The sequence below is a fragment of the Exobacillus caeni genome (assembly GCF_005747095.1).
Classification (GTDB): domain Bacteria; phylum Bacillota; class Bacilli; order Bacillales; family Guptibacillaceae; genus Exobacillus; species Exobacillus caeni.
On record NZ_SWLG01000008.1, the window covers coordinates 141,176 to 154,733 of the forward strand.

Consider the following 13,558-nt stretch of genomic DNA (forward strand, 5'->3'; position numbering starts at 1 on the left):
TGATTCCCCCCGGGTTAGATTGATAGCTTTATGCTTTCGTTCATTTCATTTATCGCTTTTACGGACAGCGGCATATCTGCAGGTATTTGCAGGATTGCATTCACTGTATCCAAACTTGTGAAACACGGAATCGAAAAACGGGAAGCAAGTGCCCTCAGTTCAAAACCGAACTTTTCTTTTATTCTTCCCTGGTTCGGGATATTGATCACTGTGGAAATGTGCTCTTCTTTAAAATAAGTTTCGACTGCCTTGATGTTTCTGCCAACATTTTCGACTGAGATTCCCTGTTCTAATAAAAATTCAGCTGTTTTGCCAGTCGCCATCAACTTATGGCCGTTTTCACTAAGCTCCCTTGCAATCGTAATGCTAGCCTCTTTCTCTCTGTCGGTTATCGAAAGGAGAATGAATTGTCCCGCATTCATTGTAAAAGGATTGGGTTTATTAGGAAATAGAGCCTTTTCGAGTGCTTCTTCCGGCGTTGCGCCGATTCCCAGTGTTTCCCCGGTCGATTTCATTTCCGGCCCTAAAACATGATCTACATCCTTTAACTTGCCGTTTGAAAATACTGGTGCTTTTACCGCATAGTAGCCCGGTTCTTTTAGCAATCCAAAATTTGTACTCAGTGAATCCAGTGAATCCCCAACCTGGCAAAAAACTGCCCAGTCTACCATCGGAACTCCAGTAACCTTGCTCATTATCGGTACTGTCCTCGAAGAACGCGGATTGACTTCAAGTACATAAACGATTCCTTTCGAAATGACAAACTGGATGTTCATCATCCCGATTACACCAATCTCTTTAGCGATTCGGCTGCTATATGCAACAATCATCTCCTTCATCACTTTTGACAGGGAAACGGGTGGAAAGATGGAAATGCTGTCTCCGGAATGGACACCAGCCTTTTCGGTATGTTCCATGATCCCTGGAATGACGATATCCTCTCCATCGCTGATAACGTCTACCTCGCACTCTAATCCTGGCAAATATTTATCGATCAAAAGTGGCCATATTCTGCGGTTCTCTTCGTCCTGAAGATGCTTCATATATCCTTTTAGTTCTTTTTCATTATAAAAAATAAACATCGATTGTCCGCCGATTACGTAGGAAGGCCGAACTAGAACAGGGTATCCGAGTTTTTTCGCAGCCGCCTGGAGTTGGCCAGGTGTTTCGATCGTTTCCCCTTCGATATGCGGGATCTCCAACTCTTTTAACAACCCATAAAAAGAATCTCGGTCCTCCACCCGATCAATGCTCTCGATCGAAGTTCCCAGGATCTTTACACCTTCTTCTTTTAAGGCTTCTGCAACGTTGATCGCAGTCTGACCGCCAAACTGGATCATAACGGCTTCCACCTGTTCTTTTTCGACAACATGTAAGATATCCTCTGATGTGAGCGGCTCAAAGTATAATCGGTCAGCGATCGAGTAATCGGTGCTTACCGTTTCAGGATTATTATTGATGACAATCGCTTCATACCCTTTCTTTTGTAAAGCAAGCGCTGCTTGAACCGAGCAAAAGTCAAACTCGACACCCTGGCCAATACGAATCGGGCCTGACCCGATGACTAGCACTTTTTTGGAAAATGGAACTGTAACCTCATCAGCTCCCGACCATGTTGAATAAAAATAGGGCGTGATCGCCTCAAACTCTGCAGCACAAGTATCCACCTGCTTGTATCCAGGTATCAGCCCGAGTTGTTTCCTTCTGTTGCGTATATCTTTTTCGTTAACACTATAAAGTTTTGCAATGTATGCATCACTTATGTTCTTTTTCTTGGCTTGTTTCAACAGTTCTTCAGGAACATGTTCCCATTCAATTGATAGAAGCTTTTGTTCCAGTTCGATCAAGCCTTTTATTTTTTCTAAAAACCAGATATCGACCTGTGTTTTGTTGTGAAGCTCTTCTGTTTCCATCCCTCTTCGAAGCGCCTCTGCAAGCGCGAATAAACGAATATCAGTCGGTTCTTCTAAATTGGCATTCAACGTCTTACTGTCTGCCTTTTTAAAAAACGGCAGCGAAAGACCTGAAACGTTCATTTCGAGAGACCGGATTGCCTTATTGAGAGCACCTTCAAAGCTTCGGTCAATCGCCATCACTTCACCGGTCGCTTTCATCTGTGTACCAAGTGAGCGGTCAGCTTCCGTGAACTTATCGAAAGGAAAACGCGGGAGTTTCACAACGATATAATCCAGCGCTGGTTCAAACGATGCGAAGGTGTTTCCGGTTATCGGATTTTTTATTTCATCAAGATGGTAGCCAATCGCACACTTTGCTGCAATTCGGGCAATCGGATATCCGGTCGCCTTTGAAGCAAGTGCAGAGGAACGGCTTACACGAGGATTGACCTCAATGATATAGTACTGCTGGGATTCAGGATCAAGCGCAAACTGGATGTTGCATCCTCCGATGATTTCCAGCGAACGGATTACCTTTAAGGATGCATTTCTGAGCATCTGGTACTCCCGGTCAGTCAATGTTTGTGAAGGGGCAACAACGATCGAATCGCCTGTATGAACGCCTACAGGATCCATGTTTTCCATATTGCAGACGATGATGCACGTGTCATTCTCATCACGGATCACTTCATACTCTACTTCTTTCCATCCTTTTATACTTTTTTCTACGAGTACCTGGTGAATCGGACTAAGTTGAAGTCCTTTTTTCAGTATTGTTTCGAGTTCCTCTTCACCGTAGGCAAATCCTCCGCCTTCACCGCCAAGCGTATACGCCGGCCGGACGATCACCGGGAAACCGATTTTCTCGGCAAATTTTAATCCTTCTGCAACCGAAACGATGATCGATGATTCAGGAATCGGCTCGTTTATTGCTATCATCTGGCTTCGGAACAACTCTCGGTCTTCGCCTTTTTTTATCGAATCGACAGATGTACCAAGAAGTTTTACATTATATTTGTCAAGAATCCCCTGTTCCTTAAGCTTTACTGTTAAGTTCAGTCCAGTCTGGCCACCAAGGGTTCCGATAACGCCATCAGGGCGCTCGATGCTGATGATCTTCTCGATCACTTCGACTGATAACGGCTCCATGTATACTTTATCTGCGATCGACTGGTCGGTCATGATCGTTGCCGGATTGTTGTTTACGAGGACGACTTCTATTCCTTCCTCTTTCAAAGCAAGGCAAGCTTGTGTCCCTGCATAATCAAACTCAGCTGCCTGGCCGATCACGATCGGTCCAGAACCTATCACTAATACTTTGTGGATTTTTTTACGTAATGGCATAATTCATGTCTCCTGATTGTACAAGTTGTTGGATAAATTGTTGGAATAAATATTCGGTATCACTCGGTCCTGGATGAGATTCCGGGTGAAACTGTATTGTCTGAATCGGGTAAAAGGAATGCTTTAAACCTTCGATAGACCGATCATTAACGTTGATGTGTGTAACATCAAAACCGGTTTTTTTTAGGTTTTCATTGGTTACTACATAGCCGTGATTCTGTGGGGTCATATATACCTTGCCTGTGACCAGGTCCTTAACAGGATGGTTTCCACCTCTATGTCCGAATTTAAGTTTCTTCGTCGTTGCTCCGTATGCAAGGGCAAGCAATTGATGCCCCAGGCAAATACCCAGCGTGGGAAATACCGAGCTGATTTTTTTAAATTCATTCAGATAGCCTGAAAGCGCGAGAGGATCTCCAGGTCCATTGCTGATCACGATTCCGTCAGGCTTCATCTTATTGATCTCATCAAACGTCGTGCTATAAGGCACTACTCTGACAGAACAACCTTTGTTCAATAGTGCATCGAGGATCGATTTTTTGTATCCGCAGTCGACCAAAACAACATGCGGACCGTTTCCCTGATAAAAAGCGGATTTGTTCCCTGCTACTTTATCTACCCAGAAAGTGTGGAAGGATTTTTCCATAAAAGGCGTCTGCCAGTACGGCTTAGAATTCAGTTCATCCGTTTGTGGAGGTTCCGCGACTATATGTCCCTTCACTGTCCCTTCAGCTCGGATCAGTTTTACTAGCGAACGTGTGTCGATTCCCGCGAGCCCGCTTATTCCAGCAAGCTTTAACTGTTCATTAAAAGAGGTTTCAGAAAGGTGGTGGCTCGGTGTTTCACAGAGCTCTCCGATTATGATCCCGGAAAGATTAAGTTTTGTACTTTCATTATCAACATGGTTTACTCCATAGTTTCCGATCAGGGGATAACAAAATGTAACGATTTGCCCTGCATAGGAAGGATCCGTTACGATTTCCTGGTACCCCGTCATGCTTGTGTTAAAAACTACTTCACCTGCAGCTTCCTTTTCTGTTCCGATTAACTGTCCCTCAAAGATATGGCCTGTTTCTAATGCTAAAAAACCTTTTTTCAAAAGAGTGGCCTCCTTTCTAGCTGACTGTATATAGTTTTTCAAACACCGAATCTAAAATCGTGATAAACGTTTCAATTTCTTCTTTTGTAGCCGTTAACGGAGGCAGGATACGTACAACATCCTGGCCAGCCGGAAGGATCAGCACTTTTTCTTTACGCGCCGCGGTAATAATGTCCGCCGCTTTACCGGGTATGAGCAAACCAAGCAAGAGCCCTTTGCCGCGGACTTCCTCTATAACCGGATACTTTTCCTTTAGTCCATTTAAGCTTTCGGTTAGTTGAGCTGAAATAGATCGAGCAGTGAATAAGATGTTTTCGTTTAGAATATGGGAGACTGTCGCATATCCGGCGCTGCTTGCAATCGGGTTTCCCCCAAATGTACTGCCGTGGCTTCCGGGCCCAAATACTTTTGCGGCTTCTTCTTTTGCCAGGACTGCTCCGATAGGAAACCCTGATCCAAGCCCTTTCGCGAGTGTGATCACATCTGGTTGGATTTCATACTGCTCATATGCAAACAGCGTTCCCGTTCTTCCGATTCCGGTTTGAACTTCATCCACCATGATGAGAATATTATTCTCTTTGCAAATGGCAGCAAGCTGTTTGACCCACTCTTTGTCAGCCGGAACGACACCGCCCTCTCCCTGCACTAACTCAAGCATTACTGCACAGGGGCTTAAAAAGTCAATCTCCTTAAGGGAATCCAGGTCGTTGTAAGGTAAATAGTGAAATCCCTCGACAAGCGGCTCGAAGCCTTCGTGAAGTTTCGGCTGCCCTGTAGCTGATAAGGAAGCCATCGTTCGGCCATGAAAGGATTGTTCAAATGTCACGATTTCAACCTTTTCCGCTTTTTTTACTTCATGCGCATATTTTCTCGCCAGCTTAATCGCCGCTTCATTCGCCTCTGCCCCACTGTTGCAGAAAAACACCCTGTCAGCGAAGCTGTTTTCCGTTAGAACTTTTGCCAGTTTTTCCTGGATAGGAATTTTATACAGGTTGGAACAATGCCAGAGTTTATCTAACTGGACGCTTACTTCCTTTTTTACTTCTTCAGGGGCATGGCCGAGATTGCAAACCGCGATGCCTGAAGTAAAGTCCAGGTATTTCGTTCCTTCATCGTCCCACACATAGCTGCCTTTTCCTTTCACTATGGAGATCGGCCATCGATTGTACGTGTTCATCAATGGAGATATGTCTGTCCCCTCATTCGTTCTGACTGCGGTTTTAAGTTCAGGCATGAACCTGGTCCTCCTTTTTGATTATTTTAGTACCGGATTTTTTTCCGTCATAAAATTTAAGCAGGCTTTCTTCCTCGAGTCCGTTTAAAATGACAGCTTCGGTAACTTTTTCGGAAAGGGAGTCTAAAGCAGCCGTTACTTTCGGCAACATTCCTCCTGTAATCTGCTTCTCTTCGATCAAACATTTTATTTCCTTTTCACTCACCTGATGAAGTACTGATTTTTTGCCATCAGCTTCTGTGTAAATTCCAGGAATATTACTGATTAAGCAAAATCTTGCTTTTAATGCCCTGGCGATTGCCGAAGCTGCCGAGTCCCCGTTAATGTTATATCGCTGCCCCGATAAATCAATTCCGATCGGAGAGATGACAGGTATCATGCTGTGCATGCAGATGTTACGGATAAAGGGACCGTTCACCTTTTCTACTTCACCAACAAAACCGATGTCTGCTGCATTTTTAACTGGCTTAGCTTGAATCAGGCCGCCGTCTACACCACTTATCCCAACTGCTGTTCCTCCTGCTTTTTTAAGTTGGGATACAATTTTTTTATTTACCGAACCGCTAAGCACCATTTCAACCACGTCAAGCATCTCATTTGTGGTGACACGTAAGCCATCAATGAAAGTTGAATTAACGCCAAGCTTTTCTAGCACCGAGGAAATAAGCGGCCCTCCACCATGTACGATTACCGGCTTCACTCTTCCCTCTTTTTGGATTGCTACGACATTTTTATAAAAAGAATCAGGAAGCGATTCAAGTACACTTCCACCGCATTTGATCACTAAAAATTCCATCTGATTCCTCCTTACGTACGATACGATGCATTGATTCTGACATAGTCGTAAGAAAGATCACAGCCCCATGCCACAGCAGATTCGTTCCCTTGTGCCAGGTCTACAGTGATTTTAATGGTGTCATTCATTAAGTAGTTATAAGCATCATCTTCATCGAATGGAACAGGCAATCCATTTTCCACGACCTTGATGGATCCCAGCGAAATCGATACAAGGTTCGGATCGATTTGCTGGCCGCTATATCCAACAGCACAGATGATACGGCCCCAGTTGGCATCGGCCCCAAAAACAGCTGTTTTAACAAGAGAGGAACCTACGATCTTTTTAGCGATAACACCTGCCGCTTCTTTGTCCCGTGCATCTTTCACCTGCACTTCGATCAGCTTTGTCGCACCCTCTCCGTCCCTTGCGATCTTTTTAGCGAGCTCTTTGCTGACCATCTCCAGCCCTTCGAGGAACAATCCCCAGTCCTTATGCTGTTTCGTTAGTTTTTTATTTTCAGCAAGTCCGTTAGCGAGTACCATCACCATATCGTTCGTACTTGTATCTCCATCCACCGTGATCATGTTGAAGGTGGAATTTGTCACTTGCTTTAGGGCTTCTGATAGGTCGTTGTGATCGATCGCTGCATCTGTCGTAATGAATCCAAGCATCGTTGCCATGTTTGGATGGATCATCCCTGACCCTTTTGCAGCCCCGCCTATCATCACTTTTTTTTCATCGATTTCAAGCTCGACTCCAATATGCTTCACACATGTATCTGTTGTTAAAATCGCTTCTTCAAAATCATCCGCATTGCCATCTACCTCATAGTCTACTAACGCAGCGATTCCATTCAAAATTTTTTCCATCGGTAGATGTTGGCCGATCACTCCTGTGGAAACAACAGCCGCAAGGTGTTCCTGGATACCAGCATGGGCTGCAAATTCTTTTCTCATTTGATACGCATCCTGTAACCCTTTCTCTCCGGTACAGGCATTTGCGTTTCCGGAGTTTACTAGAATCCCCTGAATCTTGTTCTCTACACTGACACTTTCACGGGTAACAACAAGTGGAGCTGCCTGATAGGTGTTGGTAGTGTAAACGGCCGCCGAATCTGCCGGAACCTCAGAGTAAAGCCAGCCAAGGTCCTTTCGCTTTCTTTTCAAACCAAAATGAATACCACGAGCATGGAAGCCTTTCGGGGTTGTCACTCTTCCGTCCTCAAGAACTTTTACTTGTTTCTTTATTGCAGTCTGGCTTTCACTCATTCCAACTTCTCTCCTTTTTAATATAGATTCATAGTTTTTAAGGATATACCGGTGACAGGTTAAGACCTGTTTTTGCATCCAACCCCATCATGATATTAAGATTTTGAACTGCCTGGCCTGCTGCTCCTTTTACCACGTTGTCAATTACAGAGACGATCGTAAGTCTTCCTGTTCTAGCATCGGACATAAAGCCTATGTCGCAGTAATTTGAAGCGGAGACTTCTTTTGTTGTTGGCCAATGATCCTCAGGCCTGATCCTTACAAAAGGTTTTCCTTCGTAAAACTGTTTATATAGATCGATTATCTCTCCGGTTGATTTATGTTCTTGAAGGTCTGCATACATTGTACACATGATTCCTCTTGTCATAGGAACGAGATGAGTAGAGAAAGTGACGTTGCTCTGGATGCCTGATTCTGTATGTAATATCTGCTCGATCTCAGGGATATGCTGGTGTGATCCCAGTTTGTATGCTTTTAGATTTTCGTTTGTCTCTGCAAAATGTGTTCCTATGCTCACGCTTCTCCCAGCTCCAGATACACCGGATTTGCCATCGATAATAATCGAATCGCTTTTAATCCATTTTTCTTTTAGTGCCGGCAATAATCCTAAAAGAGTTGCAGTTGGATAACAACCGGGATTGGCTATCAACGAGGCTTCTTTTACGTCGTTTTCGTAAATTTCGCTGAGTCCGTATACTGCTTTTTCTAAGTTCTTTTCTGAAGCAGATGAATTTTTATACCATTTCTCGTATAACAAAGGATCCTTAAGCCGAAAGTCTCCTGAAAGATCGATACATTTTACACCATATTCCAGGAATTCAGGAACAAAGTTTTTGCTTACACCAGAAGGCGTGGCAAAAAATACTACATCTACTTCTTTTGCGACTTTCGGGATATCTAATGTTTTCAACATACTCTCTTTTACGCCCGAGAAATGAGGATAAACCTCTGACAACTGCTTATTGCTTTGAGAATTAGAAATAAGATACGTAAGATTTGCTTCCGGGTGGTTTAATAAAAGTCGTAACAATTCGATTCCGCTGTATCCTGTTGCACCAACAATGGCAATATTCACGATCTCTCGCCCTCCAATTTCTCTTTATGTTGAATTATTATACATATGTATGAATTAAGATACAATAGTAAAATTAAAAAAAGTTGAAAAATTTAAAATATGCATTCTCTTTACTTTAATTTTATGCAAAAAAAAGAGCCCTCCTTTTTGTGAAGAGCTCCTACTCGCAATACTAATTAAGACCGACAAACCCTGCTTTTTTTAATTTACCGAGCATCCTTCGTATTACAACCGGATTTGTATTAACGCTTACTGCAATCCAATCAGAAGTACACCTGCAGCTTTTATCTATAGAAAACAACGAAAGGACGTGAACTGCTACTGCAAAACGGCTGCTGATTCTCATACCGTGTCCACTCCTGCAAACTTTGATCAAGGCTTTCTTTGCTTATATAATAAGCCCATCGAAAGTGTGATGATTGTAAAGCAAATAAAAGCAAGCAGCGGAATGGTAATAAAGCCTGCCCAATTAATATACTCTCCGGAACAGGGAACGCCACTTGTGCAGGATTCGAACTTTTTAAAAGCAGGAACCTTTTGAAGTGTATAATGATATACAGAGAGGATCATTCCAATAACTGAAAACGGCAGTACATACCGATAGACTGACTGCTCATTATAGAAAAATGCAATACCTAGAATAAAAGCTAACGGGTACATCAAAACCCGTTGATACCAGCAAAGAGTACATGGAACAAAATGCAGGAGTTCACTAAAAGACAGGCTCCCTAACACAGCAACAATCGCTGTTATCCATGCAAGTAATAGCGTCCGGTTCATTCTTTTTCTCCTGCTGCTTCATTTACCATATCCATAAAGTCCTGTGTTGTATTCCCTTCAAATCGCTTTCCGTTGATGTATACCGTAGGAGTGCTATTGACACCAAGTTCCTTCACGATAGCAAGATCTTTCGCAACCTGTTCTTCCGCTTTTTCACTTTCGAATGTTTGTACAACTTTATCGACTTCTCCCTCATCAGCCACTTCTTTTAAAGTCTCGATGAGAAAATCTTTTGTAAAAATATCTTGTTTTTCATACTGTGGATCTTCCGGCTGTTTTTCAAATAAAAGATCATGGAATTTCCAGAAGGTTTTATCACCAAGTTCCAGGTAAACGGCCTCGGCAAATTTAGCTGAACGAGTCGAGTCTACGTTTATAAACGGGTAGTTTATAAAATAGAACTTGGCTTTACCAGTTTCGATAAGTTCTTTCTTGACCTGAGGAACAAACGATTCATTGAAATTTTTGCACACCGGGCACTTATAATCGCCGAATTCTACAATCTTGACAGGAGCAGATTCTTCACCCATAAACGGCTGGTTTTCATAGTCGAATACCGTTTCTTCCTCGCCTGGATTCGAGTTGTTTCCTAAAAAGATGAATAGTAAAATAATCACTGCAATAACGACTACTCCACCGAATACCCACCCAGTTGCACTTGAATTATTCCTGGTTTGTTGCTTCCTGTTTTTCTTTGACTTTTTTTGGGACTTTGCCATTGTTTCACCTCGTCACAAATCTATTTTTTCACTAGTCGTAACCATTATAGTTACAACAAACACACCCGTCAAACGTAAATCATACAAAAATAGAACGCGGCTTTTTATGTTAAAAACCGCATTCTGTCGTTTATCTAGATTTGATTCTGGGATTTTCTATTTTGTATGCCTCTTCTCCTAATCCACCACTGAAGAACAGGCAGCGCAACAAAGATGATAAAAAACAGCCTGAACAGCTGATATCCACTTATCATCGATAAATCCGCATGGACTATTGTCGCTGTAACTCCCATCTCAGCAAGTCCTCCCGGAGCAGTACTGAGAAAAGCAGTCGGAAGATCGATCGATGTAATTTTAGTCAAAAGAAACGCAAGAACAAAAGAAAAGGTCACTAGCAATAGACTGGTTATAATGGATAGCACGCCGACCTTTTTCATAACCGTGATCATCTCTGGCTTTATATACAATCCAAGATGGATGCCAAGTAAGAACTGCGAAACGATGATTACTGGAGAAGGAAGTACAGGCGCCGACTGCCAGAAAACAGATAAAACGGCGACAGTCACTAATGGTCCGGTTAAAATGGCTGCAGGCATTTTGATTTTTTTTGCCAGCCATGCTCCAGCCAGTGCCAGGATAATAAATGTCACCAGCACAAATGGACGGGATGCAGTCAGCTCAATGCCTGAAGCGGCACTTACTCCTGCTGACGCTGAGTTATGGTGGATTACATTGATTGTAAGAAACGGAATTACCATAATAACTGTTACAACCCTTACTGTCTGTAATATGACGATCATTCCCGTGTCGATTTCTTCCGTTTCTTCACTTAATGCAGCAACCTGTGAAAGCCCTCCGGGAATACTGCCAAAGAGGGCATCCCCTAATGATAGATTCGTACTTTTTACAAACATCATTCCTATCAGAAAACTAAACAAAATAGTTAACACAGTAATGCCGATAATATATGGAAAATGCTCTGTAATTTCTTCGACCGTCCTTCTTGAAAAAGATGATCCGAGCATATAACCAATTACTATTAAAGCAAGCTGGCGAAAAGCTACAGGCCAATATAACCGCCTTTTGGTCACCAGATGCCATCCCATGATGCTCGTAAGCGGACCCAGCATCCATGGAAGAGGACCATGCAAAACAATAAAAAGCATCGCTCCAGCGAGCCCTATTCCTCCTGCTTCCAACATTTGAAGGCTATTCTTTTTCGAGATCATCCTCTCCCCCTATTCTGGTTCGCCATCTAACAATTAATTATATCGTTTCGTGCCCCTAAGAAAAAGAGAGTTGCCTGGTGAACATCAATTGATTGAAGAATAACCTGCAAACCGCTAAACTAAAGGAGCCTAACTATAATCTTTTGTCAGAATATCGACAGAAATATGATGGAATATGGAATTTTTTCTAACATATACTACACTTATATACTCGTAACCTGGAGGAAATGCTGTGTTTACAATTGCAAAATTCGCGATAATCTTTTTCATAATAGTAGCTTTATTGGGAACCATGCTTGTTGCTGGGAAGAGCTCCCAGGATTATATGAAAAAATCCAAACAAACATCGATTACCATCTCAGTGATCTACTTTATTGCCGGTCTAATAGGAGTCGCCGTGATTGTATTATACTTTTACTTTTTTTAAGAAGGTATAAAAAATATTCGTTTGCAGGACTATTCAACTATTTAAAACCGGGACTTTTTTACAATTCTTAAAAAAATCTATTTTTCTTGCATATTTATAGCCTATCCGGGAATACTATAAGCAAACACAATTCCCCCTATTTAACTGCTCGTTATCGACGGGCAGTTTTTTTTGCATTGTTTCAGTGAACTGCTTGATGCAAAACCACTCTATGGCAGGCTGAGTGGATAACAAGTCATATTGATATTGCAAAAGTAATGGATAGATCAGTCTAGCATTTTGAAACGTATTTAAGTTTCCGCAAAAGGTTCCTGGTTCTATCTATTTTTATTTCTCCGTTATTTAGCCATAAGAAAAACACCCCAATTGTTCGGTGATGTCCAACAATTGGGGTGCAGTTAAAAAACGTGGTTCTCTTTAAAAGTTCAGGTTCACTGGCTTAATGTATTCGTTGCCTGGTTTTGTTGGGCACGAATATGCCGAATGTTCACACGGATTAATAAAGAGATCGCCAGTGCGACCACAAATGCTCCTACGAAAATATAAAGGGTTAAGGAGTAACTATTAGTCGTTTCTCTAATCCATGAGACCACAATCGGGCCAACAAGTCCTGCTGCTGCCCAGGCAGTTAAGATATAACCATGAATGGCCCCTAATTGTTTTGTTCCGAACAAGTCTCCAATATATGCTGGAATAGAGGCAAAGCCGCCTCCATAGCACGTAAGTATCAAAAAGATCAGCAACTGGAAGATCAGGGCCGCTGTTACGTTTGGCAGCAATAAGAAAGCGATCGTCTGGATGACAAAAAAAGTGGTGTACACGTTCGGACGGCCAATGTAATCCGAAACAGAAGCCCAGCCAATTCTCCCGAGACCGTTGAACAGTCCCATGAGCCCTACCATTGTTGCAGCAGCAGTTGCGCTTAATCCCGCTATATCCTGTGCCATCGGGGAAGCCACTGAGATTACTGCTATCCCGCAGGTAACGTTAATGAAGAGCATGGCCCATAGCGCCCAGAAACGAACGGTTTTGACCGCTTCGTTTGCAGTAGACTGGGAAAGGTCTTCTGTCCGTTCCTCTTCTTCTTTTTCTGTATCAAATCCCTCCGGCGACCAATTCGCAGGTGGAGGAGCAAGATAAAGAGAAGACGCAAACATCAATACAAAATATACTGCGCCAAGTATATAAAAGGTCGAAGAAATGCCTACGCTTTTAATCAAAGCGGCAATAATCGGGCTTGCGATTAACGAAGCGAAACCAAAGCCCATAATCGCGAGTCCTGTAGCCATGCCCCTCCTATCAGGGAACCATTTAACGAGCGAGGATACAGGCGTGATGTACCCGATCCCGAGGCCAATTCCTCCGAGCGCGCCGTAGAAGAAATACAGCAAATACAGTGAATCGATACCTTCAGCAAATCCAGCACCGATAAGGCCGAGGCCAAAACAAATCGAAGCGATGATCCCTGAAGTTCTTGGCCCATACTTCTCTACAAAATGACCCATAAATGCTGCTGACAATCCAAGAAATAAAATTGCGATACTGAACGTGAACGATATTTCACTTAGTCCCCAGCCATGCTGGTCCCGGAGCGGATTTGTAAACACGCTCCAGGAATAAACGGAACCTATCGAAATATGAATACCAACAGCTGATGCCGCTATCAACCATCTATTTTTTGTTTTCCCCATCCTACTTTCCCCTTTCAAA

At 42.9% G+C, this 13,558-nt stretch carries 11 protein-coding genes and 1 pseudogene; 1 reads left to right on the forward strand and 11 read right to left on the reverse strand.

The window, feature by feature from the left end; genetic code table 11:
* Positions 1-14 precede the first annotated feature (14 nt).
* From carB to FCL54_RS13030, 10 genes and pseudogenes are all read right to left on the reverse strand, one after another.
* Entirely contained in the window at positions 15-3,239 is a 3,225-nt protein-coding gene (gene carB / locus FCL54_RS12985; RefSeq protein ID WP_138127057.1) for a carbamoyl-phosphate synthase (glutamine-hydrolyzing) large subunit, read from the reverse strand.
* The gene (locus FCL54_RS12990; RefSeq protein WP_138127058.1) at positions 3,226-4,338 is read right to left on the reverse strand and encodes a carbamoyl phosphate synthase small subunit; all 1,113 of its coding nucleotides are present in this window, start codon (positions 4,336-4,338) and stop codon (positions 3,226-3,228) included. Before FCL54_RS12990 ends, carB begins: the two co-directional genes overlap by 14 nt.
* Before the next feature lie 16 nt (positions 4,339-4,354).
* Positions 4,355-5,572 (reverse strand): acetylornithine transaminase, encoded by a 1,218-nt coding sequence (locus tag FCL54_RS12995; RefSeq protein ID WP_138127059.1) that lies wholly within the window; start codon positions 5,570-5,572, stop codon positions 4,355-4,357.
* Positions 5,565-6,368 carry an acetylglutamate kinase gene (gene argB / locus FCL54_RS13000; protein WP_138127060.1) on the reverse strand — a complete coding sequence of 268 codons (804 nt, stop codon included), beginning with the start codon at positions 6,366-6,368 and terminating at the stop codon, positions 5,565-5,567. Before argB ends, FCL54_RS12995 begins: the two co-directional genes overlap by 8 nt.
* 11 nt (positions 6,369-6,379) lie before the next feature.
* Positions 6,380-7,618 (reverse strand): bifunctional ornithine acetyltransferase/N-acetylglutamate synthase, encoded by a 1,239-nt coding sequence (gene argJ, locus FCL54_RS13005; protein ID WP_138127061.1) that lies wholly within the window; start codon positions 7,616-7,618, stop codon positions 6,380-6,382.
* 37 nt (positions 7,619-7,655) lie between these two features.
* Positions 7,656-8,693: an N-acetyl-gamma-glutamyl-phosphate reductase gene (gene argC / locus FCL54_RS13010; RefSeq protein ID WP_138127062.1), complete on the reverse strand. Its 1,038-nt coding sequence runs from the start codon at positions 8,691-8,693 to the stop codon at positions 7,656-7,658.
* Positions 8,694-8,877: 184 nt separating this feature from the next.
* Positions 8,878-9,039: pseudogene (locus FCL54_RS13015) on the reverse strand (Rrf2 family transcriptional regulator); the annotation flags it as partial.
* Positions 9,040-9,065: 26 nt separating this feature from the next.
* Positions 9,066-9,473: a disulfide oxidoreductase gene (locus tag FCL54_RS13020; RefSeq protein WP_138127064.1), complete on the reverse strand. Its 408-nt coding sequence runs from the start codon at positions 9,471-9,473 to the stop codon at positions 9,066-9,068.
* On the reverse strand, positions 9,470-10,192 hold the full coding sequence (locus FCL54_RS13025; RefSeq protein ID WP_138127065.1) for a DsbA family protein: 723 nt from the start codon (positions 10,190-10,192) through the stop codon (positions 9,470-9,472). The genes FCL54_RS13020 and FCL54_RS13025 overlap by 4 nt, the downstream gene beginning before the upstream one ends.
* Positions 10,193-10,326: 134 nt before the next feature.
* A complete protein-coding gene (locus tag FCL54_RS13030; RefSeq protein WP_138127066.1) occupies positions 10,327-11,421 on the reverse strand; it encodes an AbrB family transcriptional regulator in 1,095 nt (364 codons plus the stop codon).
* Positions 11,422-11,653: 232 nt separating this feature from the next.
* Here FCL54_RS13030 and FCL54_RS13035 point away from each other — a divergent pair, with 232 nt between their 5' ends.
* Positions 11,654-11,848 carry a hypothetical protein gene (locus FCL54_RS13035; protein WP_138127067.1) on the forward strand — a complete coding sequence of 65 codons (195 nt, stop codon included), beginning with the start codon at positions 11,654-11,656 and terminating at the stop codon, positions 11,846-11,848.
* A gap of 431 nt (positions 11,849-12,279) precedes the next feature.
* Here the strand turns inward: FCL54_RS13035 and FCL54_RS13040 are convergent, their stop codons facing one another.
* Positions 12,280-13,539: an L-lactate MFS transporter gene (locus tag FCL54_RS13040; protein ID WP_138127068.1), complete on the reverse strand. Its 1,260-nt coding sequence runs from the start codon at positions 13,537-13,539 to the stop codon at positions 12,280-12,282.
* Positions 13,540-13,558: the final 19 nt, after the last annotated feature.